This is a genomic window from Leisingera methylohalidivorans DSM 14336 (assembly GCF_000511355.1).
Classification (GTDB): Bacteria; Pseudomonadota; Alphaproteobacteria; order Rhodobacterales; family Rhodobacteraceae; genus Leisingera; species Leisingera methylohalidivorans.
The window spans coordinates 3,277,884-3,301,595 of the sequence record NC_023135.1 but is presented as its reverse complement, the minus strand read 5'-3'; the positions used below and the strand labels follow the sequence as shown (position 1 = coordinate 3,301,595).

21 protein-coding genes and 2 pseudogenes are annotated in these 23,712 nt (G+C 63.1%); 6 read left to right on the top strand and 17 right to left on the bottom strand.

All coding sequences use genetic code 11. From position 1 onward, the window contains the following. Positions 1-38 precede the first annotated feature (38 nt). From METH_RS16155 to METH_RS16115, 9 genes are read right to left on the bottom strand one after another with little or no spacing between them, the layout of a single operon-like run. The gene (locus METH_RS16155) at positions 39-509 is read right to left on the bottom strand and encodes a GNAT family N-acetyltransferase (protein ID WP_024091555.1); all 471 of its coding nucleotides are present in this window, start codon (positions 507-509) and stop codon (positions 39-41) included. Then, complete coding sequence (locus METH_RS16150) at positions 506-1,603, bottom strand: FAD-dependent oxidoreductase (protein ID WP_156927506.1); 1,098 nt, start codon at positions 1,601-1,603, stop codon at positions 506-508. The genes METH_RS16155 and METH_RS16150 overlap by 4 nt, the downstream gene beginning before the upstream one ends. Further along, positions 1,587-1,934 (bottom strand): cupin domain-containing protein, encoded by a 348-nt coding sequence (locus METH_RS16145; protein ID WP_197538809.1) that lies wholly within the window; start codon positions 1,932-1,934, stop codon positions 1,587-1,589. Before METH_RS16145 ends, METH_RS16150 begins: the two co-directional genes overlap by 17 nt. Next, the gene (locus METH_RS16140; RefSeq protein WP_024091552.1) at positions 1,931-2,998 is read right to left on the bottom strand and encodes an ABC transporter substrate-binding protein; all 1,068 of its coding nucleotides are present in this window, start codon (positions 2,996-2,998) and stop codon (positions 1,931-1,933) included. Before METH_RS16140 ends, METH_RS16145 begins: the two co-directional genes overlap by 4 nt. A gap of 13 nt (positions 2,999-3,011) precedes the next feature. Then, entirely contained in the window at positions 3,012-3,698 is a 687-nt protein-coding gene (locus METH_RS16135; protein ID WP_024091551.1) for a LysE family translocator, read from the bottom strand. Between the two features lie 23 nt (positions 3,699-3,721). Continuing rightward, the gene (locus METH_RS16130) at positions 3,722-4,282 is read right to left on the bottom strand and encodes a DUF3291 domain-containing protein (protein ID WP_024091550.1); all 561 of its coding nucleotides are present in this window, start codon (positions 4,280-4,282) and stop codon (positions 3,722-3,724) included. After that, positions 4,275-5,795: a class I tRNA ligase family protein gene (locus METH_RS16125; protein ID WP_024091549.1), complete on the bottom strand. Its 1,521-nt coding sequence runs from the start codon at positions 5,793-5,795 to the stop codon at positions 4,275-4,277. The genes METH_RS16130 and METH_RS16125 overlap by 8 nt, the downstream gene beginning before the upstream one ends. After that, positions 5,795-6,226 (bottom strand): cupin domain-containing protein, encoded by a 432-nt coding sequence (locus tag METH_RS16120; protein WP_024091548.1) that lies wholly within the window; start codon positions 6,224-6,226, stop codon positions 5,795-5,797. Before METH_RS16120 ends, METH_RS16125 begins: the two co-directional genes overlap by 1 nt. Positions 6,227-6,237: 11 nt before the next feature. Further along, positions 6,238-7,605, bottom strand: coding sequence for a lysine N(6)-hydroxylase/L-ornithine N(5)-oxygenase family protein (locus METH_RS16115; RefSeq protein WP_052348724.1), 1,368 nt, complete (start codon positions 7,603-7,605; stop codon positions 6,238-6,240). A gap of 172 nt (positions 7,606-7,777) precedes the next feature. Between METH_RS16115 and METH_RS23270 the strand changes: the two are divergent. Further along, a pseudogene (locus tag METH_RS23270) lies at positions 7,778-8,553 on the top strand (transposase). A 170-nt stretch (positions 8,554-8,723) separates the two neighbouring features. Here the strand turns inward: METH_RS23270 and METH_RS24575 are convergent. Beyond that, positions 8,724-8,864 carry a hypothetical protein gene (locus METH_RS24575; RefSeq protein ID WP_024091545.1) on the bottom strand — a complete coding sequence of 47 codons (141 nt, stop codon included), beginning with the start codon at positions 8,862-8,864 and terminating at the stop codon, positions 8,724-8,726. A gap of 100 nt (positions 8,865-8,964) precedes the next feature. Here METH_RS24575 and METH_RS16100 point away from each other — a divergent pair, with 100 nt between their 5' ends. Next, positions 8,965-10,350, top strand: coding sequence for an IS1182 family transposase (locus tag METH_RS16100; RefSeq protein ID WP_024089601.1), 1,386 nt, complete (start codon positions 8,965-8,967; stop codon positions 10,348-10,350). Between the two features lie 123 nt (positions 10,351-10,473). On the opposite strand, the gene METH_RS16095 is transcribed toward METH_RS16100, so the two are convergent. The 5 genes from METH_RS16095 to phnD all read right to left on the bottom strand — a co-directional run bounded on the left by METH_RS16095 (position 10,474) and on the right by phnD (position 14,996). Next, positions 10,474-11,376 carry an HAD-IIA family hydrolase gene (locus METH_RS16095; RefSeq protein ID WP_024091544.1) on the bottom strand — a complete coding sequence of 301 codons (903 nt, stop codon included), beginning with the start codon at positions 11,374-11,376 and terminating at the stop codon, positions 10,474-10,476. 139 nt (positions 11,377-11,515) lie between these two features. Continuing rightward, positions 11,516-12,325 carry a phosphonate ABC transporter, permease protein PhnE gene (gene phnE / locus METH_RS16090; RefSeq protein ID WP_024091543.1) on the bottom strand — a complete coding sequence of 270 codons (810 nt, stop codon included), beginning with the start codon at positions 12,323-12,325 and terminating at the stop codon, positions 11,516-11,518. Then, entirely contained in the window at positions 12,325-13,119 is a 795-nt protein-coding gene (gene phnE / locus METH_RS16085) for a phosphonate ABC transporter, permease protein PhnE (RefSeq protein WP_024091542.1), read from the bottom strand. The genes phnE (METH_RS16090) and phnE (METH_RS16085) overlap by 1 nt, the downstream gene beginning before the upstream one ends. After that, complete coding sequence (gene phnC, locus METH_RS16080) at positions 13,116-13,889, bottom strand: phosphonate ABC transporter ATP-binding protein (RefSeq protein ID WP_024091541.1); 774 nt, start codon at positions 13,887-13,889, stop codon at positions 13,116-13,118. Before phnC ends, phnE (METH_RS16085) begins: the two co-directional genes overlap by 4 nt. 126 nt (positions 13,890-14,015) lie before the next feature. Then, positions 14,016-14,996 carry a phosphate/phosphite/phosphonate ABC transporter substrate-binding protein gene (phnD, locus tag METH_RS16075; protein ID WP_024091540.1) on the bottom strand — a complete coding sequence of 327 codons (981 nt, stop codon included), beginning with the start codon at positions 14,994-14,996 and terminating at the stop codon, positions 14,016-14,018. A gap of 254 nt (positions 14,997-15,250) precedes the next feature. On the opposite strand from phnD, the gene METH_RS16070 reads away from it, so the two are divergent. After that, a complete protein-coding gene (locus METH_RS16070) occupies positions 15,251-15,973 on the top strand; it encodes a winged helix-turn-helix domain-containing protein (protein WP_024091539.1) in 723 nt (240 codons plus the stop codon). 61 nt (positions 15,974-16,034) lie between these two features. Beyond that, entirely contained in the window at positions 16,035-18,479 is a 2,445-nt protein-coding gene (locus tag METH_RS16065; RefSeq protein WP_342667049.1) for an ATP-binding protein, read from the top strand. Between the two features lie 539 nt (positions 18,480-19,018). Here METH_RS16065 and METH_RS24885 read toward each other — a convergent pair. Together METH_RS24885 and METH_RS16060 are read right to left on the bottom strand one after the other, a co-directional pair. After that, positions 19,019-19,153, bottom strand: a pseudogene (locus METH_RS24885) (IS110 family transposase); the annotation flags it as partial. Positions 19,154-19,507: 354 nt separating this feature from the next. Further along, entirely contained in the window at positions 19,508-19,966 is a 459-nt protein-coding gene (locus tag METH_RS16060) for an Lrp/AsnC family transcriptional regulator (RefSeq protein ID WP_024091536.1), read from the bottom strand. Positions 19,967-20,079: 113 nt separating this feature from the next. On the opposite strand from METH_RS16060, the gene METH_RS16055 reads away from it, so the two are divergent. Next, positions 20,080-21,282, top strand: a complete 1,203-nt coding sequence (locus METH_RS16055) for a methionine gamma-lyase (protein WP_024091535.1) — start codon at positions 20,080-20,082, stop codon at positions 21,280-21,282. Between the two features lie 10 nt (positions 21,283-21,292). Continuing rightward, the gene (locus METH_RS16050) at positions 21,293-23,680 is read left to right on the top strand and encodes a transketolase (RefSeq protein WP_024091534.1); all 2,388 of its coding nucleotides are present in this window, start codon (positions 21,293-21,295) and stop codon (positions 23,678-23,680) included. The last annotated feature ends 32 nt before the right edge of the window (positions 23,681-23,712 follow it).

Below are 23,712 nucleotides of genomic sequence, written 5' to 3'. Positions count from 1 at the left end.
GGGACTGCGCCCCTGCGCTCCCGGTTCCGTTCACCTGTTTACGGGCGCTGGTACTTGATGAAGGGCGTTTCCACGCCGATACGGTCATACAGCTGCCGGGCCTGGCTGTTGAAATGCTGCGTCATCCAGTAGACGCCGCTGGCAGCGGCCTCATCCGCCGCCGCATAGACCCCCTCGATAAGACGCCGCCCCAGCCCCTGCCCGCGTATCCCCGGGTCTACATACAGGTCTTGCAAGTAGCAGACCGGCGACGGCTTCCAGCAATGGGCGTGATACAGGAAATGCACCAGCCCTGCGAGCGGCTGCGGCCCGTCTCCGCTTCCAGCGGATGTCAGCACCAGCGCTGACGGCTCCCAAGCGGCCCCCGACATCAGGCGCGCAAATGTCCCCTCGTAGATTTCCTCGGCAAGCGCGGTCTCATAGAACGCCAGATAACCGGTCCATAGCCGCGCCCATTCCGCCCTGTCGCTTTCCCGCAGCGGGCGCAGTTCAAAGTCTTGTGCGGTCATGTCAGCTGTTCCTTCTGAGTTTTCAGGTCCTGCCAGCCTGGAACCGCCGCAAGGACGGCCTCGCACGCGGCCAGCCCGGCCAGCGGAGCCGTCTTGAACCCGCCGCCGGTATCCGAGGTTATCACGGTGCAAAGCCCGGCCTGCTGAACCATCCCGGGAAACGGGCACATGGCCCAGATATTTGAAGCAACCCGCCCGTTCAGCAACGCGCGGTAGGCCGGATCTGCACCGCTGTAGGCGGCAGCCATCTTGGCGCGGACCTCGTTATCCGGCAGCACCGGCTCATCAGCGCTGTGGGTCAGCAGACCGCAGCCGAACTTGGCGTCATTCCTGCCCAGTGCCGGCATGCCCCACAGGTCCTGCCCCAGGAAACCGGTCCAGGCCGTGCGCGGCCGTCTGGCCTCCGGCAGCTCTGCCTCGGGCAGGTAGACAACATAGCTGCGGCGGGGGCTGAACTGCGCCAGGAACTCCCCTGCCCCGGCAATATGCTCCAGATCCCGGGACTTCCAGCCAAGGGCGCAGACAATCCCGTCAAAGCGCTGCGGCGCACCACCCGCGATATCCGCCGCTCCGGTTGCCGTGTCCAGGCCGCGCAGCGGCGCCCTTGGCAGGAACTCCACTCCGCGCTTGGCCAAACCGTTACACAGCGCCGACAGGATCTTTTCCGCCAGCAGCACGCCAAATTCAGGAAACAAAACCGCCCCGGGCATTTCCGCCGCACCTGCCAGCAAGGCATCGGCCCGTGCCGGCAGAAGCCGCAGCGTGTGTTCTCCTGCGGCAGCGTCACAAGCCTCCGGCGAGGCCACCAGAACACCCGTCTGCACAAAACCGCTGCAGCCGATGTCCTGCAAAAGCGCGCGCCACAGCGGCAGCGCCCGCTGCGCCGCAGCAGCCTCCTGCGGCCGTCCGGCAGGCGGCCAGGGGTGGATCAGCCGGTGCGCCCCGTACGAAGCGCTGGCGGGATTGGGCACCGGTCCGGCCTCGCAGACCGTCACCCGCGCCCCGGCCCGGATCAGGTAATAGGCAGCCATCAGCCCGTTAATTCCCGCCCCCGCGACCAGGATATGCGGGTGGCAGTCAGGCAAGCTGCTCACCGCCTTCCGGCCCGTAGAAGATCACCCAGGTTTCCAGGCTGCTGCCAAAGTCGAGAAACCGGTGCTCCATTCCCGCCGGAACAAACAGGAAGTCGCCCGCCTCAAACGGCACCGTCTCCTCCCCCATCTGGAACCGGCCGGACCCGCGGATCACCACATAGCATTCATCACGGCTGTGCGGCTGTTGCAGGTCTTCATTCTGCGGCACATACAGCTCGACCTGCAATTCGCCGCGCAGCAGCCCGATATGAAACCGCTCCCCGCCCTGGCCTGGAATGCTGTTGCGCATATCCTCCGGCCGCAGCCGCACCGCATCTGTTGCATGGCTCATGCCACCCTCCTCAATTCCCAGGAAAAACCTTCGGCCCGCCCGCAATCATCAAAAAACAGCGGTCCATAAACTGTTTGCCAGCTCCGCCCCTGCAGGCTTTGCAGCATCTGCCCGGGTGTCCGGCACCCCTGCTTCAGTCCGCGCAACGCGAGATAGACCGCCATCCAGGCGGTCAGGAAATAGGGCCCGGGCTGCCGCCCCAGCAGACGGGCGGCATCATGTTCGATACTGTCAGCCGAAAACCCCAGAAGGCAGGTCTGCTGCCGGGGCCGGCTGAGCGCCGCAATATAGACCGGACAGTCCAGCCGCACCGCTTGCTGACGGACCGCTGCGGCATTCAGGCTGTCGTCGGACAGATAGACGGCGGAGGGCTGCGCCTGCACCGGCAGGGCGGCCAAAGCCTCTGCGGCGTATTCCTTGGATCCCAGAAGCACCAGCGGATTGCCCGCAATCTGTCCGGCGGGAACCTGGGGGAAGCTGCTGTATCCGGCCAGGGGGCATGGCTTCTCTGCCCTCAAAGCGCTGAGCAAGGCGGCACCGGCATTGGCCGGCTGGCCCAGCACCACCGCCCGGCCTGCCCCCCGCAGCGCGCCGCACAGCACAGCGATCTGGCCGCTGTCACGGGCGAAAGTCTGGAAAACCGGAGCACCGGGCACCTGCGCCAGGTCATCGGTAGAGGACCCCGGGGCGAAAAACGGCACCCCCTGTGCGGCATAGCGCTGTGCTGCCTGCCGTGCGACCGGAGAGGAGAAATGGCCAATGGCAGCGTCCGGACGCAACCCGTCAGCGAACATCCTGTCCAGTGTCACAGCGCATATTCCGGGGTCGCGCTGGTCATCAAGCACAACCGCCCGGACACCGGAGCGGCGCCCCAGGTTCAGGCACCAGGCAGCCAGAAGGTCCTCAAAGTTCTCCCCCTCGCTCTCGCCCAGCAGCACACAAGAACCGCCAGCATCAGAGGCGCTTTGCTGCCGCTGCAGGAACCAGCCGGGCAAGGCAGGGACCGGGCGGCGGGCCGCAGTCGGCAAGATCAGCTGCGGGCTGTGGCTGAAGAATTCGCTCATCGCTTTCAAGCTCCTATAGATATGTGCCCGCCTGCAGCAGGATCCGCATCCCGATCAGCAGCAGCACCAATCCAAGAACACAATCGATGGAAAAGCTGGCACGTTCATACAGGCTGCGGAACCTGGGCCGGGCCAGGATCAGGATCACCAGACCGTACCAAAGGATCTCGATCAGAAAACTCGCGGCCAGCACAGCGCCCTTGGTGGCCAGGCTGGTCCGGGCGATCAGCGGCGCATAAAGCCCGATGAAGAACACGATGCCCTTCGGGTTGAGCAAATTGACCAGCAGCCCCTTGTTAAGCGCAGATAAAAGGCTTTCACCGGCGGGCGGGTCATCCGGTACCGCCTCCATCTGCTCCGCGGGCAGCGTGCTCACGTGGCCTGCCGGCTGCAGCTGCGTGCGCCCCCGCAGCGCCGAGACAATTGCGCTCAGCCCCAGATACCCCATGAACCCGCCGCCCGCGACAGAGACCATGAAGCCGAACACCGGATAAGCCACAATCAGCGACCCCACACCGAACATGGTGATCGAGGCATTGATTGTAGCGCCCGCCGCTAGGCCGAGCGTCACCGCAAACGCCAGCGGCACCGGGTGCCGCAGGCTGTAGCGGGTGATCAGAACAAAATTGGGCCCCGGGCTGATGACGATCATCACATAAACCGCGATGACCGCAGCGAAGGTTTCAAAATCGAAGGTCATGCTGCTTCATCCTGCGCGCCTGCTCAGGCAGGCTCCGGCTCAAGTTTGGCATTCGGCCGGCAGGGCCTGCCTTGCGGGTCAAAGGCCGACTTGAAGGTAAAGGCATGCGGTGCCGGCCCGTGGTCATGCAGATGCTCCAGCCTGGCGCAGGCCTCCGGCCAGACGGGCTGATGCCCGGCCGGAATCCACCAGGCTGCAAAAATCGGCCAGTCCTGCTGCCCGAACCACTCGGCGGATTGCTTCAGCGCGGACCGGTGGCGGGCGCCGCGGTAGGCAAAGGTCCAGACCGAATGCAGGTCGCGCCAAACCGACAGCGTCTGCGCCTGATAGGAGCTGCCGCTGGAGGTGCCGCCGGGATAGAAGCGCGGCACCGCGAACGGCCCCCAGCGCCCCCAGTCCTTTTGGTAGTTGGTCATCCAGGCGGTGTCCTCCACCGGCTTGGCACGGTCGATAAAGCCGTCGCTGCTTTCCGCTTCGGCAAAGGTATCCGGCGTCCGGTCATCGAATTCCTGCACCGACGGATCGCCATAGGGCGCCTTGAGCACGGAAAATGTCATGAAGGCGAGGTGCATTTGCTCAGGCATGTTCCGGCTCCTCCGATCTGGCGGCGGCATCGCCTGCCGCGCCCTGCCCGGCCAGCTCCCCAGGCATGCGCCCGGCCTCCAGCGCCCGCAGCAGGCCGCTGGCAACCGAAGGCATCAGCGGCGCGGCGGCGCGCGCCCAGGCGCCCAGCATCTGCATCACGCTGTCCCGGCCCGCCCCCGGCGCCGCCTGAAAGCTCTCGATGGCGCCAAGCCCCTTGAGGACATCCTCGGCCCCCTGCCGGAGGTTGAACCGCTCCAGTGAGAAGCTTGCAGCCACCCGCGCTTCCATCACCGCTGCCGCACCGGCAGCAGTTTCCGGCAGCCCGGCACCCTGGCCAGCGGCCGCCGCGGCCGCCGCGATCCGCCTGTACGGAGCCAGCAGCCTGCGCTCGATGACCTCCTCCATGTCCTGGGCATTGAAATTCCCCTGCTCGAATCCCGGCGCGGAAAGCGCCGTGTAAAAGCGCACCAGATCTGCCGGATAGTCCGCGGCGATGTCGCGCGCCCAGATCAGATGCCCGCGGCTGGTGGAGAATTTCGCGTTCTCCAGATTGTAGAATTCATTGATCACCGTGGCATGGGGCAAGAACTGCTCCATCCCGGCGGCATGCAACAGGGCCACATGCACGATCGCGTAGAAATAGGAATTGTCATAGCCGAAGAAATTGACAATCTTCGGCGTCCCGCCAGCGGATGCTGCCTGCTTGTAGCCATGCACGAAATTCAGTGCCAGTTCCGGCCAGGCATTGACAACCTGCCCCGGCAGATCCGGGTGCCCGGCTTCGATCCCCCAGCTGCCCGGCACCGTCACCGGGAAGTCCGGAAGCGGCCCGGCAAGCGCGTCATCGACCAGCCAGCGGTATTTCGGGCGGATCGCGTCGCCGAAGCTATGGAAGCGGCGCAGAACATCGCGCCAGGTTTCCAGCTCCAGCACCAGCACCTCAGCATGACGGACCTCAACCCGGGCCGAAGGATCATTGGTGGACCGCGGGTTCAGAAGCGTGTCGGCCTGGGTCGGAAACCCGCAGGCCTCGCAGATGCCGCATTTGCAGTCATCCAGGCAGCGCGGGCACAAGCCGCTGGCGCCGGCTTCGTCGAGAAACTGATCTTCGTCCGGCAAATACATGAATGGAAATGATTTTTTCTTGAGAACCCCCGCCTCGTAAAGCCGCAGCAGCGTGTCCCGCACAAAGCCGTCGGATGCCGGACCCGGTTCAAAGTAATTGTCGACCTGGCAGCCGTAGATCTCCAGCGTGTTCAGAATGTCGCGTGTCCAGCCGGACGCCAGCTCCGCCGGATCGCGGTTCTGCTTTTCCGCGGTTGCCCGCACATAGGACTGGTTGGTGTCGCTGAAGGACAGCACATGCACGCTCCGGCCACCCGCTTGGGCCGCCTTGGCAAAGATGTCCGCAGCCAGAAACGGTCCGGCCATATGGCCCACATGCAGGCCGCCATTCGGGGTCGGCGGCGGCAGGGTGACGATGAAATCGGGCGTGGCGGCAGCGGGTTTCATCACATGGCCTCCTCAAGCTCAGTGGCGGAAAATGTCTCGAAACTGCGGCCCTTGTCGTCCCAATACAGATCAACAAAGACAAAGGGTTCGGCATTGGGATTGCGCAGCTGGTGCATCCAGAAGCGGGGGATATAGACCACGTCGCCGGCGGACAGCTGCGTTGTCTGCCCCTCGATCTCCAGGCTCGCCCGGCCCACGGTGACGATAAAGCATTCCTCCTCATCGTGGCGGTGGGCATCGACGTCCTCCTGCGGCCGGATGGTCACTAGGATGGCACCGAATTCCGTCAGCGGGCGCTTGCTGTTTGCGCGCCCGGGCCAGGGCAGCAGCCGCCGCAGATCGGCGTTGTACTCGCGCGTTGTCACCGCGGTCTCACCCCGGCGCACCAGGGTTTCGATGTCAAAGGTGTCTCTGTCTTTCAGTGCAAACATAATCTGCCTCGTCATGCAGGTTGAACCGTCAGCGCAGGGGTGTCCTGCCCTGCGCCGGGGGAGATTTTCTGCGGCCGGACCGGCACCCCGGCAATCGACCGGGCCAGCTCTGCCGAGCGGACCGAAAGCAGGCTAAAGGAGCCGGCATCGCCAAATCCATGGCTGGTTTCCGAAACGCCGTTCAGGAAGACCGGGGCCCGCGTCAGGCCCGGCTTGTTCAGCAGCCGGTAATCCCGCGCCTGCGCAATGGCGCCATCCGCGCGGAACCGGGCATCTTCCGCAACACCGGCCAGCAGCGGGTGAAAGGGCTCACCCTCGGGCGCACAGCTATGGTTCAAGAACCCCGTCGCCAGAATGACCGCATCAAACCCCGCCCGGATTTCGCTGCCATCCATCCGGTCCAGCAGCGTCAGCTCAAAGCCCCCTGCCCCGTCCCGCGGCGTGATGTCCAGCGTGGTCTTGTTGTCCAGCAGTACGATCTGCTCGCGCCCGGTGACCCGCTGCTCATACATGCGGAATTGCAGCGCGGCGATCACGTCATGGTCTGCTGCGCCATAGTTGCTGCGCCACAGCTCCCGCCGCATGCTGTTCTGCACAGCCTCCGGCGCGTCATAAAACCGGTCGACAAACTCCGGCTCATACACACGTTCGGTGAACGGGCTGAGGTCCTTTTGCTTGTAGCCGAAGGACCGGCAGATGCCGGTGATCTGCGCCGACGGAAAATGCCCCGGAAGATCCAGCAGCATTTCCACGGCGCTCTGGCTGGCACCGATCACAGCAATGCGTTCGACAGCGCCCTCGAGCTGCCAGCGGGCCAAGGCAGACCGGTACTGCGCCGCATGCACCATCCGCCCGCCCATATGCCCGGCAAAGGGCGCCGGGACGTTGATTGACCGGCCCGGTGCAAAGCTCACGCTGCGGGCAAGGTACACCTGCCCGTTTTCAAGGCTGATCCGGATTGCCGGAAGCCCGCCGGCCTCGACATAGGCCAGGTTGCGCACCGCCGAACTGTAGCGCACCGCCCGGTCGAACTGGCGCGCCACCCATACAGTATAGCGGGCATACTCGGTTCGCGGCGGATAGGGGGCTTCCAGATTGAGAAATTCGAAAAGGCGGCCCTTAGCCTTCAGATAGCTGAGGAATCCGTACGGGGAGGACGGGTTGCGCGGTGTTACAAAATCGCGCAGCGGGTTGTGCTGGATATCGCTGCCATCGATCAGGAATTCACCCTGCCAGTCCGGTGCCGCCGCCTTTTCCAGAAACAGCACATTGTCCAGTTCCCCTGCTTCCTCAAGCGCGATCGCCAGCGCGATGTTCGAGGGGCCGAAACCAATGCCGATGCACCGATAGATATGCGGGCTGTCTTCAAACACGTCCATGCTCCGTCTGTTACCATCAAAAGGGCACGGTCAAACGCGGATGCCGGACGCTCGCCCCGCCCCGGTGATGCACAAGCCGCCCCCAATTTATTCGCCAAAAAAACCAGGAATTGAGCCAAATGCCACTCCGTCACTGGGGCGCATCGAAACAACGGCACGATAGCTGGGGATCATGAGCCGTTGGGCCCCTGCAAATTACCAGACCACGAACTGGTCGTCCTGCAACGACGCGCCAAGGCGACGCGGATCTCTTGCAATCTGGTTCGATCCGGAGATGATCTGGACGCCGCCGCCGAGCGGCAAGCGCGGCCGGCAGCAGCGCTTCAGCGACGCCGCGATCCAGACCTGCCTGGCATTGAAGGCCATGTTCGCCATGCCGCTTCGGCAGACGGCGGGGTTCGCCGAGAGCCTCCTGCCGCTGGTTGGGCTGGATTGGGCCGTGCCGGACTGCAGCAGGTGATGCCGCCGCCGGAAGACGCTGAACGTGAGCCTGCCGTACCCGAGCTGCCTGGCCAAATCCCGCCTGAACAGAAGATAGGCAGCGTCACTGCGGACGGCGCATATGGCACCCGGAAATGCCAGGGGGCAATTGCTGCCCCTGGTGCTGACGCCATCATCCCCCCCCGCGGGAACGCCAATCCCTGGAAGCCGGCAAGCGCGGGTGCCATCGCACGGACCGAAGCTCTACGGGCCGCACAGTACCTGGGCCGCGTCCTATGGCGACGGTTGACTGGATACCAGCGCCGGCGCCGCGCCGGGATATGACGAGGGTCTGAAAATGATCCGGGGGATCATTTTCCCGGCGATTGGATGCATTGCATCAAACTGCTCGGCCAAAGCCTCATGGCGCTGGACTTCGATCGGCAGGTCGCAGAGATTCAGGTCCCCATCGCCGTGCTCAACCGATACACAGCTCTCGGCATACCGGATACCCTGGCCGCAGGATAAGTCTGTCCGGGGAAAGGGTTAAGTACGCTCAAAACCCGATTTATGCAACAAAGCCCCTTCGAGCGTTAAAAGCCACTGAAGGGCCCTGTCGCAAGGGCTTTGGGCAATCTCGACAAACATCAACGTCCGTACAAGCCCGGCTTGATCCCCGATTATCGTATGTTAACGTTTCACTCTTCTACACCAAGCCAAACCCGGTCACCGTGATCGGCCTGATGAACGGCCGGGAAAATGGCACGCTCGTCTTGCTGGATCGCAGCGGCAATCCGGTCCTCTCGGATTTCAACGAGCCTCAACATTGAAGTCAGCATCTTCCCAATGACCTCTTCCCGCCTATTTTGTTGAAAAACTCCTCCTTGATTGCGGCCTGAACTACTGATTCAATTCCCGCATTGGGCGGGAGGATTTGCGATGATGGGACCAAGGCAGGAGGCGCAGCCGTCGCTGTTCTACGAGTTCTCGCTGGAAGATCATGTCCCTCAGGATCACCTTCTTCGGTCCATCGACCGCTTCGTCGATTTGACTGACGTCCGCGCCTATCTGGCGGATTTCTACAGCCACACGGGCCGCCCCTCCGTCGATCCCGAGTTGCTGATCCGCATGCTCCTGGTCGGCTATTGCTTCGGCATTCGGTCGGAACGGCGGCTTTGCGAAGAGGTGCATCTGAACCTCGCCTATCGGTGGTTTTGTCGGCTTGATCTGAGCGACCGGGTTCCGGATCACTCGACTTTCTCCAAGAACCGGCACGGGCGCTTCCGTGACAGCGAACTGCTGCGGCACCTGTTCGAGACGACTGTCGCCCGGTGTATCCAAGAAGGTCTGGTGAGCGGACAGCGCATGGCCGTCGATGCCAGCCTGATCGAGGCGGATGCCAACAAGCAGAACTCGACGCCGAAGGAAGAATGGGATGCGGGACAAATCGATCCCGCCGATGCGCCCCGCGCCGTGCGCGAGTATCTCGACACCCTGGACGAGGCCGCTTTTGGCGCCGCCAGCGAGGTGCAACCCAAGTTCACCTCGCATTCTGATCCCGCCAGCCAATGGACAGCGGCCCGTAAAGGCCCTGCATTCTTCAGCTATTCCGACAATTATCTCATCGACACAGATCATGGTGTCATCTTGGATGTGGAACCCACCCGCTCCATCCGGCAAGCAGAGGTCGGGTCAACAAAGACCATGTTGAAGCGGGTCAAAGAGAAGTTCGACCTGCATCCCGAACGCCTGATCGCCGACACGGCCTATGGCACCGGACCGATGCTGGGTTGGCTGGTTGAACGCAAGATTAACCCGCACATCCCCGTCTTCGACAAATCTGGCCGCAGCGACGGCACCTGGAGCCGGGCGGACTTCGAGTGGGACGCCGAGAACGACCAATACGTCTGCCCCGAGGGCCAAGAGCTGAAGCAGTTCCGGCGGAACTATTCCGATCCGAACCGGGGGCCGACCGGACAGGGCAGAACCAAATACCGTGCCCTGAAACTGACCTGCCAGGCCTGCCCGTCCAAGGCGAAATGCTGCCCGAACGCAGATGCCAGATCAATCACCCGCGAAGAACACGAAGACGCCCGCCAGGTCGCCCGAGACATCGCAAAGACCAAGCAATACGACATCTCCATGAAGCTCCGAAAGAAGGTCGAGATGCTCTTCGCGCACCTCAAGCGCATCCTCGGCCTCGGAAGGCTACGATTACGTGGCCCATGCGGTGCAAATGACGAATTCCTCCTCGCCGCAACCGCCCAAAACATCCGCAAATTGGCCAAGATCTTTCCTGCACCGCAGCAGACGCGCACAGCCTGATAGGAAAGGCGCTTGCGCCCAACTCAAGCAACGAAATTCTGCGCCCGCGAACGGGTGTTTTTCCACGGAATCCGCCGATAACGTTCCGGGATCCTTTGCAAAGCTCAGCAATAGCTGACTGCCCTAAGTCGTCGCGATGATCCAGTTAGGCCGGATCGCACATCTCGTGATGTATGGGGCGATTTCATGGCCTCGGAACAGGCCGTTATCGGTGATGAGAATTGTGCCAATACCCGCGGCGGCCCCGCCCAGCACATCGGTGTGCAGGGTATCGCCCACCATCGCGATCCGGTGCAGCGGGATCCCGTCCAGCCGGGCAAGCGCGGCCTCGAAAGCGTTACCGAACGGCTTTCCGAAGAAAACCGCCTTTACGCCAGTTCGCCCGGTGATCCGATGCGCGATCAGCCCGGGCTCAACCGTCAGGCCTTTTTCACGCGGCGCAACGAGGTCGGGGTTTGCAACGATGAGCGGCCTTGGATCGCGCAGCAGCGCATCGGTCAAGGCCGCGGTCTCCGTCTCGCTCCAGCGTTCCGAGGACAGCAGCAGGAAGCCGCCTGCAGTGCGCAGCAGACCGGGATCATCCGCCAGTTTTGCAATCCGCGCTGCTTCAGGCGCATCACTGAAATCATCCCCATCCGCCGCCGCTGCAGCCCAAACCTTGCCGTCTGGCAATTTCGGGAGCGCAGAGAAGGCCACATCCCGGCTGGAAACAACCTCTGACGGCGCAAAATCAAACCCCAGCCGGTGGTACTTGGCCAGAATGTCAGCGCGCCTGTAGCTTGCAGCGTTGGTCAGAACCACCAGCCGCTTTCCCTGCTCCCGGAGCGCGGCCATGCGCTCCACCGCGCCAGGGATTGCGGTTTCTCCCCGGTTCAGCACGCCGAAAGCATCCAGGACATAGGCGTCGTAATCCTGGGCCGTGTCGCCCAGGTCATGGCCAGAGCGCATCTCCTGCGGGAAATCTGCGCGCGGCAGATCCGCCCGCAGACTTTCATAGGTGTCAAATGCCCAATTCGTACTGATCATCTTGCCCAGTTCCCTTTAAGTCAGCGGCAGGCCCTTCCCCCGGGGTTTCGGCATGCTCCCAGTCCCAGAATCTCCGCTATGCAACCATCACTGGTGCGGCAAGGCACAACAGACTGGGGTTACGTGCATCTGGCCGGTTTCACAGGATCTTTTTGCGCAGGTAGGACGAGACCACCTCGCCAAAGACCACCAGAGCAAGGATGGTCAGCAGCACCATGGAAACCTCGGGCCAGTTGAAGGTGTCGATCGCGCCCTGCAGGATCATCCCGATGCCGCCCGCGCCGACAAGGCCCAGCACGGTGGATTCGCGCAGATTGATGTCCCAGCGCAGGATCGCCACGGCAAAGAAGGCGGGCATTACCTGCGGCACGATGGCATAGAGCACGATCTTAAAGCGCGACGCGCCGCAGGCTTCCAGCGCCTCGACGGGTTTGCGGTCGATCTCTTCGATTGCTTCGCCCAGCAGCTTGCCCAGGAAGCCGATGGAGCGGAACATGATTGCCACGATCCCGGCCACGATGCCGGGGCCGAAGATGGCCACGAACAGCAGCGCCCAGATGATCGTGTTCACCGACCGCGACGACACCAGGATGAAGCGCCCGACCCAAAGGGCGAACTTGTTCGGCGTGGTGTTCTGCGCCGCGATATAGGCAACCGGCAGCGAGACCACGACCGCGATCATCGTCGCCAACGTGGCGATGTTGACCGTCTGCCAGATCGCCTCAAGGATTGACGGCAGGTTGGAGGGGTCCGGCGGCATCATCCGGCCGAACAGATCCGCCATCTGCGACGGCGCGTCCCAGACCCAGGCCCAGATCACGTCGATGCTGCTCAGCGCCCAGGCCACCACCAGCAGGGTCAAGGCAAAGCCGCCATAGCGCATCAGCCGCTGGCGCAGGGTGAAGCGGGTCCAGTGGTCGAGGGTTTGGTTCAAAGATTTGCTGGTCATCATGCAATCCGCTTCCTGATAAATCCGCTTACCGCCTCGGAGATGAGGATCACTCCAACGATGACCATGGTGATCGCCAGGGCAAAGTCGTAGTCATAGCGCCCGAAGGCATTGGCCAGCGTCGCGCCGATCCCGCCCGCGCCCACTATGCCGACCACGGCAGAGGCACGCAGGTTGCTGTCGAGCTGATAAATGCCAAGGCCGACGAGGCGCGGCATGATCTGCGGCATCACCGCATAGGCCAGCGTCGCTATGAAGCCTGCCCCAGCAGAGCGCATCGCCTCCACCTGGCCGAAATCGATCTCCTCAATCCGTTCCGCCAAGAGTTTCCCGACAAAGCCGATCGAGTAGACCACCAGCGTCAAAGCGCCCGCAAAGGGGCCGAAGCCCACCGCCTTCACAAAGATGATCGCGACGATGACCGGGTGGAAGCTGCGTGCAACGATGATAATGCCGCGACCCAGCAGATAGACGGGTTTCACTGCAATGTTGCCCGCCGCCATGAAGGCCAGCGGCACCGACAGAAGGATGCCGCCGACAGTTGCGAGAATGGCGATCTTCAGGCTTTCCATGAAGCCGTCGAACAACAGCCCCGCGCGCTCGAAACTTGGGGGGAAGGCGCCGCTGAAGATCCGCTGCGCCCGGACCATCCCGTCCGAAACCCGGTCCCAGTCGATGGGCAGGGTCACCAGAGTCACCAGGAAATAGATCGCCACCGCAGCATAAAGCCCATAGCGCAGCACCGGGTTGGCAATGAACGGCGGCTTGCGCCAGGTGTCCTTGACCGTGCTCATGCCGCTGCCCCGACCTGGGCGCGGTCCTCGGCCGGCACGCCTGCATAGATCTCGTCCATCTGCTCCTTATCAAGCGCCGCGGGCTTGTCGTCAAAGATGATCCGCCCATAGCGCATGCCGACGATGCGGTCGCTGAATTCCTTGGCTTCGGTCACATTGTGGATGTTGATGATCACCGGCAGCTTCAGCTCGCTGGCCAGATCGCGCAGCAGCGTCATGATCTGCTCCGAGGTCTTGGGGTCGAGCGAAGCCGTGGGTTCATCCGCCAGGAGGATCTCCGGCCGCTGCATCAGCGCGCGCACCACGCCGACCCGCTGACGCTCGCCGCCCGACAGCTCGTCGGCGCGTTTGTTGGCGTAATGGGCGATGCCCACCCGCTCCATCAGCTCATAAGCGTGGCGGATGTCCTCGCGCGGGTACCGCCGTGTCAGTGCCGCCCAGGTGGAAATATAGCCAAGCCGCCCGGACTGGACGTTTTCCATCACCGTCAGCCTGTCGATCAGGTTGAAGCTCTGAAACACCATTCCGATCCGGCGCCGCGCGGTGCGCAGCTCGCGGCGGCTCAGCTTGGTGAAATCGGTGCCGTTCAGATCAACGGTGCCGGATGTAGGCTCCACCAGGCGGTTGATGCAGCGCAAGAGGGTACTCTTGCCTGCGCCGGATGAACCAATGACCGAGGTCAGCTGATCGCCCTCAACGGTCAGGTCCAGCTCCTTCAGCACCGGATCGCCGGATCCGTAGCGTTTGGTCAGTTTGGTGATTTTCAGCATGACGGTCTCCCGGACATAGCGCGGCCCCGCCCCTGTCACGTTGCCGCTTGGCAGAGACGTAAACCGGGCCGCGAAAGGCACCCGGTCAGATCCATGCTGACCGGGCGGTTTCAATTGCAGGCAGGGTTAATTCCCGGCAAGTCCCTGCGGCGTGTATTCCACACCGTTAGAGGCCTGGATCTGACGGATAACCGCCCATTGATCCTTGTAGGTGATCGGGATGAACTTGCTGACGCCATCGAATTCCTCGCCCAGCTTGGTACCGGCGAAATCAAAGCTGAAGAACGCTTCCTTGATCTTCGCGGTCAGCTCAGGGTCTAGGTTGTGCGCCACGTTGAAGGAGGTCGTCGGGAAGGGATCGCTCTCCCAAATCTTGCGCACGTCGGCAGGGTCATAAAGGCCACGTTCCGCCATGCGGTCCACCACTTCCGAGGCCACCGGCGCCGCGTCATAGTCGCCCGCGACCACACCCAGCATCGACTGGTCGTGGGAGCCGGAATAGATCACCTCGTAATCCTTGTCGGGCTCCACGCCCAGGCTCGGGAACAGCGCGCGCGGCGCCTGATTGCCGGAGTTCGAGGTCGGCGAGGTATGCGCCACGCGGCGGCCTGCCAGATCCTTCACTTCCTGGATGTCGCTGTCGGCCTGGGTGAAGACCTGCAGCTTGTAGCCGAACTGGCCGTCCTCGGCCCCCATGATGGCAAAGGGCACGGCGCCCGCGAGGTTCACGGCAAAGGGTGTCGGCCCGGTAGAGAAGCCCGCCACATGCAGACGGCCGGAGCGCATCGCCTCAACCTCGGCAGAGTTCGACTGCACTGCAAAGAACTGCACGTCCTTGCCGGTGACTTCTTCCAGATGCGCGATGAACGGCGCCCAGATGTCGGCATAGACCGCCGGGTCTTCGACCGGGGTATAGGCAAAGACCAGCGTGTCCGGGTTGCTCAGTTCTGCCGGGTTGGTCGGTGTATCCGCAACCAGGTCGCCATTTGCGTCGCAATACAGAACGTCAAGCGCGCCGCGCTCGGAGCAGTCCTCGGCAGCTGCTGCAAATGCGCTCAGCGATAGAACGCCCAGTGCCGCCGCGGAACGGGTAAAGAATTTTGTCATGATATCCTCCCTAGATACGCCTGCCGGAAACCTCCCCGGTGGATCAGGCGCTGACCCCCCGACGATAGGCGCGGCGCTACCGGGGAGGCGAGCCGCGTTCTGTTAACGGAACAGCGCGAATGCAGGATTCATGTTAACAGTGTTACAATCTTTCCCGCGTCCCCTTAAACTTGGCCGTCACTTGCGACACAGAAAGAGGGCGGCCGCCGCGCGCGAGCCGCGAAAATACCCGCAGGTGACAGGAGGAGGGTTGCATGCAGCAGGGCAAGACAGAGCCGCTCATTGCCATCGTTGACGATGACGCCAACATGCGTGACACGCTGTCTGCGCTGATGCGGGAGAGTGGCTTTGACGCCATCTGCTGCGCCGATATCCCGGCCTTTCACGCCCTTGGCGACCCGCCGCCGGTGGATCTGGCGCTGATCGACCTGCGGCTGCGCGGCGAATCCGGGCTGACGCTGGCGATCCATATCCGCGAACGCTATGAGATCCCCATCGTCATGCTGACCGGTGTGGGTGACGAGATCGACAAGATCATCGGGCTGGAGACCGGGGCCGATGATTATATGATCAAGCCCTTCAACCCGCGCGAGCTGGTGGCCCGCATCCGCGCCGTGCTGCGCCGCTATGGCCATGGCTCCGCCCGCCCCAGCGCCAATCCCGGCCAGGAGATCGCCTTCGGCTCCAAGCGGATCGACGTGCAATCCCGCCGCCTTTTGGATGCAGAGGGCGAGGAGATCCCGCTCACCAACGCCGAATACCGCCTGCTGGAATATTTCGCCCGCAACCCCGACCGGGTCATCCCGCGCCCGGAACTGCTGGAGGAACTGGGCTCCGACATGCAGCGCTACGTGGACCGCACCATCGACGTGCTGATCCTGCGCCTGCGCCGCAAGATCGAAGGCGTGCCCTCAAAACCCGTCCACCTGCAGACCCGCCGGGCGCAAGGGTATATTTTTCAGCTCTCCGGGAACTGAACAGGTGTTGCCTCCGCTCTCCTCCCTCAGCGTCCGCTTTCGCCTTTCCGCCGCCATTGCGGTGCTGTTCGGGCTGATCCTGCTGGTCAGCCTGATCGGGATGCGGGTGCTGAACCGGACCGAAATCTGGATGAACGTGCTGCATCAGGAAACGCTGGCCGAAGTCTCCGACGCCCTCGACCTGTCGCGCCATGCGGCCGATCTGGCGACCTCCGCGCCCTTTCTCCATGCGCTCTTCCCGACCTTCCAGCTTGAACAGGAGGCCGAGAAGGTCCGCGGCAGCCTCGCCCGGATTGAGGCCCATGCGACCGGCGATCCCGCGCTTGAACTGCCCTTGGCCCGGCTGCAGCTTGCCATCGACGATTTAACCGCCGCGCTGGTTCCGCAAACCGCGCGCAAGGCCGGCCTCACGGCGATAGACCGCGATATGCAGCGACTGAACGGACGGGTCCGGCGGCAATCAGGCGATACCTCGCTGCCGCTGGCGGAGCGCGAGATCTGGGCCGAACTCCAACAGCTGACCGCCAGCGCCATCGCCGCCGGGCGGGCCGCGGCCCTGATCGAACTGGGCGAGTTCACCCGCCGCTACACCGCCATCCGTGACCGCCTCGAACCGCGCTTGCTGCCCGCCCATCGCTCTACTTATCGAGAGATCCAGGCGTCGCTGTCGCGCAGCGACGGCCTCTTCGTGCTCAAACACCGTGAACTCGCCGCACAGCTTGACGCGGGAAATGCCCTCTTCCGCATCCGGCAGGAAGTTGGCCGCGTGACCACCTATGCAGGGGAAAAGGTCGCCCAGGCAGAGGCCCGCCTCAGCCAGGCCCGTGCCGAGACCTCGTACAACCTCGGCATTGCCAAGAACTCCTTTCTCGCATTTACGCTGATGAGCCTTCTGGTGGCGGTGACTTCCGCGTTTTATGTCTCGCGCTATGTCACCCGCAACCTGCGCCGGGTTGCCTTCGCCATGCGCAGACTCGCGGCAGGCGATCACCGCAGCGACCTGCCCCGCGCGCGCATCAGCGACGATGAGATCGGTCAGCTTTTTGCAGCCTTCCAGGTTTTCCGCGACAACGCCCGCAAGCTCGACCGCCGCACCGGCGAGATCCGACGCCAGAACGCGCTGTTTTCCCGCGTGTTCCGCAACATCAAGGACGGCGTCGCCATCACCGCCGCCGACGGGCAGATCGAAGCGGAAAACGGCACCCTCCGCACCCTCCTTCGGCTGGCGCCAGAGGACAACGAACCCCGCATGGACATGCAGGCGCTGATCGCCCGCTCTGCTTTTGTGCGGCAGGCAAGCGCAGGCGAACGGGGCGGGTTTGAAGAATACACCGATACGTCCGGTCACGTGCTGGAACTGCGCCACTCGCCGCTGCCAGACGGCGGTGCAGTGTGGCTCCTGTCGGAAACCACCGAGCGCAAGCGCATCGACGAGCGGCTGGAGGAGATCCGCCGGGTCGAAACGCTGGGAAAGGTCACTGGCGAAGTCGCCCACGACTTCGGAAATATCCTGTCCAGCATCTCCGGCAATCTGCACCTTCTGGAAGAAGCAGACAAGGAAAAGTCGCGGCACTTCCGCGCCCGCATCAGGTCTGCCGTGGATCTGGGCGTGTCATTGACGGAGCGGCTTCTGGCCTTTGCCCGCAAACAGCATCTGGAACCGCAGGTGACCGACATCGGACTGCTTGTCGAAGGCATGACCGACCTGCTGGAAATCGCATTGCCTGACACCGTCTCCCTCGAGTTCACCCCTTCGGACGCACCCGTCTTCGCCCGCGTCGATCCGGGACAGCTGGAAAGTGCCGTGCTGAACCTTTGCGTCAATGCAGGCCAAGCGATCACCGGTTCCGGCACAATTTATGTGACCGTCGGCACCGGCAACGGCGGGGGGGCTCAATTGTCCATCCGCGATAGCGGCTGCGGCATGCCCCCCGATGTCCTGCGGCGCGCGGCCGAACCCTTTTTCACCCATCGCAACGATGGCAACGGGACTGGACTAGGGCTGTCCATGGTCGATGGCTTCGTTCACCAGTCAGGCGGACACCTGACCATCACCTCGCGGACTGAGCCGCCACTTCAGGGCACAACTGTTACGATGAAATTCCCTGCCTTGGCGAAAGAGGACAATCACGCCCGCCAGGCGCATGCCGCCGGGACCGCGCTGGTGGTTGACGATGATCCGGCCAACCTTGCCGCCACGTCCAATGCGCTGGAGCGCTTGGGCTATGCAGTCTTCGCGGCTGCAAGCTTTACCGAAGGCACAACTCAGATCCAGCAGCAGTGCAAGTTGAACCTGGTTATAAGCGATCTCAATCTCGACGATGGCGCTTCTGGATGGGAGGTGTTGCGGCTGGCGCACAACCTGCACCCAGAATGCCGGCTCGTGCTGATGTCAACGAGAGAGGCAACGCGTATACCGAACGCCCTTAATGGGGCTTCCCGGCTAGCAACTCTGACAAAACCTGTCACGGAAATTATGATGCGGGACCTGTTAGCGTCACGGTGATAGCTTGAAGGTCTGCCTCACTGCAAACACGAAAATAAGCAATCTGCGTGACCGCTTTGCGCTTGCAGCTGCCGCTGAACTTGCAGCTGCTCGTTTCTGGCCTCCAGGCAAAAAATCATGGCAGCCGGGATGTTGTTGCGAGCTGCACAATCCTCCGCGAAGCGCTGCGCGCAGCCTGCTGCGGCTGCAGTCCCCATTCAAGGCTTAGAACGCGGGTTGCTGAAGATATTTGGGGAGTCGTCCGCCCGAAACCGTGAAGCACGGGAGTTTCGATGGCATTGCACGCCCTATGATCGAGATGGACGATGTTCTGGAACATGCCCTCGTGCCGCGTCCGGACCCAAGAGTAGTGTTATATCAACACTTTCTGGAACTTGACCGGCGTGTCAAACGCGCCGCCAGCCATGATGAGGTTTGCATGCGGATGATTGGCGTGCCCCCATCGGGTGGTCCGGTTTGAAAGTTAGTGCATGGTTGGCCGTTGCTCCATCGGGAGGATGGTTTCCGGGGCCGGCGGGCGGCAGACCAGGGCCCTGCGGTAGAGCGCTGAAGAATGCCGGCATCTGCCCGCGTCGCAGCGATTTGCGCAGAATAACCTTAGCGTCTTCATCTACTCCGTGAAGCTGGAAGACTTTCTTTGCGATATCAAGCCCGATGGTGGTGATCCCGTTCATGGTGGATGGCTCCTCTCCAGGGTTTTACAACAACCCAGTCTGGCACATCGATGCCGCCGGAGAGCGCGAACCACTGCATCACATTGACTTCCTGCGGGGCAGCAAAGGCGCGTACCTTTCTCCGTCACCAGAGACCGAGTAAGCCGGGCTGGAAAGCGCGTGCCGGCGGCTGGCTTAAGATGCCGGCCCCAAAATTCCGCGTTGCCAAATCTGCAATCATGCGCTCAAGCACGCCTCCATTCCGACGTGGCAGCCGGTAACGCTCCGAAAAAAGAACAGGTCCCGACGCCGGATACCGCGCTTCAGAACAGCGCGCCCGCGGGCATCGGCGCTGTTAACCCGGAGCGCCCGGGTTCATTCAATCAAGGGAAAGACGGCAGTGCGTTTGACGGTACTGTAGACAAAACTGGTGTCGATTGATGCGATGCCGCCGATCGGGTGAATACGGTGGCGGATGAAATTCTCATAAGCTTCCAGGTCAGGCACCAGAACGCGCAGCTGGTAGTCCATTGCGCCGGTCAGAACGTGGCATTCCAGCACTTCCTCGATCATTTGCATCCGCCGTTCGAAATTCTGAACGTCGGTTTCGTTATGCCGTTCCAGCCGGATGCGGACAAAGACCGTGATCGCCAATCCGCAGGCAGCAGCATCCGCATCGGCGCTGTAGCCCCGGATAATCCCCTTGGCCTCCAGGTTCCGGACCCGCCTCAGGCAGGGCGACGGGGACAGGCTGACCGCGTCGGCAAGCTCTTGGTTCGTCATCCGCCCGTCCTGCTGCAGGGCGCGGATGATTTGTCTGTCCTTGGCGTCCATTAAATCCTCCATTGGCAGTATCTGCCAATTTTTCCGCCTATTGAAGCACAATCCGCAATCACTTGCCACATCATCTGGCGTATTATGGCTGAAATCAGATTGAGGAGACAGCCATGACCCGCCCCAACGGCTTTGCCACCCGCGCCATTCACCACGCCTATGATCCGCAGGACCACGAGGGCGCGCTGACGCCGCCTTTGCACCTTACCTCGACCTTTGCGTTTGAGACCGCCGAGGCGGGCGGCGAGATGTTTGCGGGGGAGCGCGCGGGCCATATTTACAGCCGCATCTCAAACCCGACCTGCGATCTGCTGGAGCAGCGCATCGCCACGCTCGAGGGGGCGGAAGCAGGCCTGGCGCTGGCCAGCGGCATGGGCGCGGTGACCGCCGTGCTGTGGACGCTGCTGTCGCCGGGGGACGAGGTCATCGTCGACAAGACGCTTTACGGCTGCACCTTTGCCTTTATGCGCCACGGGCTGGCAAAGTGGGGCGTCACCATCACCCATGTCGACATGAGCGACCTGGACAACCTGCGCCAGGCGGTCACCAGCAAGACCCGGGTGGTCTATTTCGAAACACCGGCCAATCCCAACATGCGGCTGGTCGATATCGCCGCCGCGGCCGGGATCGCCCATGCTGCCGGCGCGCAGCTGGTGGTCGACAACACCTATTCCACCCCGTATCTGACCCGCCCGATTGAACTGGGCGCTGATATCGTGCTGCATTCCGCCACCAAATACCTTGGCGGCCATGGCGATGTGGTGGCCGGGCTAGTCGCGGGCCGCGCCGAGCAGATTGCCGAAATCCGCCTGGTCGGAATGAAAGACATGACCGGGGCCGTGATGGCGCCGTTCAACGCCATGCTGATCCTGCGCGGGCTGAAGACGCTGAACCTGCGGATGGACCGCCACTGCGCCTCGGCCAGGGTGGTTGCAGACTACCTTGCCGCTCATCCGGCTGTCCGCACGGTGCATTTCCCAGGCCTCAAAAGCTTCCCGCAGTATGACGTGGCAGAACGCCAGATGGACCAGCCGGGCGCGATGATTGCGTTTGAGGTTGACGGCGGCCTGCCCGGCGGCATCGCCCTGATGAACGGACTGCAGATGATCCAGCGCGCGGTGTCCCTGGGCGATGCCGAAACCCTGATCCAGCACCCCGCCTCGATGACCCATTCGACCTATACGCCGGAAGAGCGCGCCGAACATGGCATCAGCGACGGGCTGATCCGCCTGTCCGTCGGCCTGGAAGAGGTTGAGGACATTCTGGCTGATCTGGAGCAGGCCCTGCCTGCCCCGGTGCAGCACGCCGCCGAATAAGGAGACCGCCATGCACCCGGCCCTGCCCCATCTGAAGACCATCGAACAGCGGCTGTTGTGGCTGTCGCATTGGATGATCCACAATGCCAACCACATCCGCCCCAATCCTGACGGGATCAAGGTGGGCGGGCATCAGGCCTCCTCGGCCTCGATGGTGTCGATCATGACAGCGCTGTATTTCTCGGCGCTGCGGCCCGAGGACCGGGTGGCCGTCAAACCCCATGCCGCGCCGGTGTTCCACGCGATGCAGTATCTGATGGGCAATCAGACCCGCGAAAAAATGGAAAACTTCCGCGGCTTCGGCGGCGTCCAAAGCTATCCCAGCCGCACCAAGGACATTGACGATGTGGATTTCTCCACCGGCTCGGTCGGGCTCGGTGTCGGCATCACCGCGCTGGCCTCGATGGTGCAGGACTTCATCGCGGCCAAGGACTGGGGGTCGGGCACCAGGCTGGGCCGCATGGTGGCGCTGGCGGGCGACGCGGAACTGGACGAGGGCAATATCTACGAGGTGCTGCAGGAGGGCTGGAAAAACGGCCTGCGCAACACCTGGTGGATCATCGACTACAACCGCCAGTCGCTGGACGGGATCGTGCGCGAGGGCTTGTTTGGGCGGATCGAAAAAGTGTTCGATGCCTTTGGCTGGGATGTGGTGAAGGTCAAATACGGGGCGCTGCAGCGTGCCGCGTTCGAGGAGCCGGGCGGGGACGCCTTGCGCGCCTGGATCGATGCCTGCCCGAACCAGGAATATTCAGCGCTGACCTATATGGGCGGCGCGGTCTGGCGCCAGCGGCTGCTGGATGATCTGGGTGATCAAGGCGCAGTCACCGCGCTGATTGAGGGCCGCGATGACGCCGAACTGGCGGCGCTGATGGAAAATCTCGGCGGCAACTGCGTGGAAACCATGGCAGAGGCATTTGCGGCCATTGATCACGACCGCCCGGTCTGCTTCCTGGCCTATACGGTCAAGGGCTGGGGCACGCCGATTGCCGGCCACAAGGACAACCACGGCGGGCTGATGACCAAGGCGCAGATGACGGACTGGCAGACCCATATGGGGGTGCCCGAAGGCCGGGAATGGGATCCTTTTGCCACCGTTGCGGATGTGCCGGCGCTGCAGGCCTTCCTGGGCCAGGTGCCGTTTTTTGCCCATGGCCCGCGCCGCTATGCCGAGGCTCCGCTGGCGGTGCCGGCCGTGGCGCTGGATGCATCCCGCGAAATCTCAACCCAGATGGCCTTTGGCAAAATCATGGACGCGCTGGCGCGCGGTGACAGCGAACTGGCAGCACGGATCATGACCACCTCGCCGGATGTGACCGGCACCACCGGGCTGGGGCCTTGGGTGAACCGGCGCAAACTTTTCGCCCGCGAGGCCCAGGCGGATGCGTTTATCGAGCACCGCATTCCCTCGACCGCCAAGTGGAACTTTGCCCCCGAGGGCCAGCATCTGGAGCTGGGCATCGCCGAGATGAACCTGTTCCTGCTGCTGGGAGCGGCGGGGCTGGCGCACAGCCTGTGGGGCAAGCGGGTGATCCCGGTCGGCACGGTCTATGACCCCTTTGTCTGCCGCGGTCTCGATGCGCTGAACTATGCCTGCTACCAGGATGCGCGCTTCATGATCGCTGGCACCCCTTCCGGCGTGACCCTGGCGCCCGAGGGCGGCGCCCATCAATCCATCAGCACGCCGCTGATCGGGATGAGCCAGGACGGGCTGGCCGCCTTTGAACCCGCCTTTGCCGATGAACTGGCGGTGATCATGGAATGGGCCTTTGGCTATTTGCAGCGGGAGGGCGAGGGCGACCCGGATGAACGCACTTGGCTCCGGGATGAGACCGGCGGATCGGTCTATTTGCGGCTCAGCACAAAACCGCTGGAGCAGCCCGGTAAACGCGCCGATGATGATTTCCGCCAAGGCGCCATCGATGGTGCCTACTGGCTGCGCAAGCCCGGACCGAATTGTTCGGTTGTGATCGCCTATCAGGGCGCAGTAGCGGATGAGGCGATTGCCGCCGCCGGCATGATCGGCGAAGTGCGGCGGGATGCCGGCGTGCTGGCCGTCACCTCGGCGGACCGTCTGAACGCAGGCTGGACCGCCGCCCAGCGGGAGCGCGCCCGTGGCAATCCGGCCGCCCTGTCGCATATCGAACAGCTGCTGCGGGATCTGCCTGCGCATTGCACCCTGGTCACCGTGATCGACGGCCATCCGGCCACCCTCGCCTGGCTTGGCGCCGTGGCCGGGCACAGGACAGTGCCGCACGGGGTGGAGCATTTTGGCCAAACCGGGACAATCGGGGATCTCTCCCGCCATTTCCGGATCGACCGGAGGGCAATCGTCAATTCCATTGACGGCCTTACAGCAGGCCGCAAGGCGGCGCTGATGGCGGTCACTCCCGGCTGACGCAGGTCAAACGGCCCGCCGCGGCGCCTGCA

Bases quoted from the DNA above. Each gene is read 5' to 3' on its own strand.
- METH_RS16155 (WP_024091555.1), bottom strand. From the start codon at position 509: ATGACCGCACAAGACTTTGAACTGCGCCCGCTGCGGGAAAGCGACAGG.
- METH_RS16145 (WP_197538809.1), bottom strand. From the start codon at position 1,934: ATGAGCCATGCAACAGATGCGGTGCGGCTGCGGCCGGAGGATATGCGC.
- METH_RS16140 (WP_024091552.1), bottom strand. From the start codon at position 2,998: ATGAGCGAATTCTTCAGCCACAGCCCGCAGCTGATCTTGCCGACTGCG.
- METH_RS16135 (WP_024091551.1), bottom strand. From the start codon at position 3,698: ATGACCTTCGATTTTGAAACCTTCGCTGCGGTCATCGCGGTTTATGTG.
- METH_RS16130 (WP_024091550.1), bottom strand. From the start codon at position 4,282: ATGCCTGAGCAAATGCACCTCGCCTTCATGACATTTTCCGTGCTCAAG.
- METH_RS16125 (WP_024091549.1), bottom strand. From the start codon at position 5,795: ATGAAACCCGCTGCCGCCACGCCCGATTTCATCGTCACCCTGCCGCCG.
- METH_RS16120 (WP_024091548.1), bottom strand. From the start codon at position 6,226: ATGTTTGCACTGAAAGACAGAGACACCTTTGACATCGAAACCCTGGTG.
- METH_RS16115 (WP_052348724.1), bottom strand. From the start codon at position 7,605: ATGGACGTGTTTGAAGACAGCCCGCATATCTATCGGTGCATCGGCATT.
- METH_RS24575 (WP_024091545.1), bottom strand. From the start codon at position 8,864: ATGCTGACTTCAATGTTGAGGCTCGTTGAAATCCGAGAGGACCGGATT.
- METH_RS16100 (WP_024089601.1), top strand. From the start codon at position 8,965: ATGATGGGACCAAGGCAGGAGGCGCAGCCGTCGCTGTTCTACGAGTTC.
- METH_RS16095 (WP_024091544.1), bottom strand. From the start codon at position 11,376: ATGATCAGTACGAATTGGGCATTTGACACCTATGAAAGTCTGCGGGCG.
- phnE (WP_024091543.1), bottom strand. From the start codon at position 12,325: ATGACCAGCAAATCTTTGAACCAAACCCTCGACCACTGGACCCGCTTC.
- phnE (WP_024091542.1), bottom strand. From the start codon at position 13,119: ATGAGCACGGTCAAGGACACCTGGCGCAAGCCGCCGTTCATTGCCAAC.
- phnC (WP_024091541.1), bottom strand. From the start codon at position 13,889: ATGCTGAAAATCACCAAACTGACCAAACGCTACGGATCCGGCGATCCG.
- phnD (WP_024091540.1), bottom strand. From the start codon at position 14,996: ATGACAAAATTCTTTACCCGTTCCGCGGCGGCACTGGGCGTTCTATCG.
- METH_RS16070 (WP_024091539.1), top strand. From the start codon at position 15,251: ATGCAGCAGGGCAAGACAGAGCCGCTCATTGCCATCGTTGACGATGAC.
- METH_RS16060 (WP_024091536.1), bottom strand. From the start codon at position 19,966: ATGGACGCCAAGGACAGACAAATCATCCGCGCCCTGCAGCAGGACGGG.
- METH_RS16055 (WP_024091535.1), top strand. From the start codon at position 20,080: ATGACCCGCCCCAACGGCTTTGCCACCCGCGCCATTCACCACGCCTAT.
- METH_RS16050 (WP_024091534.1), top strand. From the start codon at position 21,293: ATGCACCCGGCCCTGCCCCATCTGAAGACCATCGAACAGCGGCTGTTG.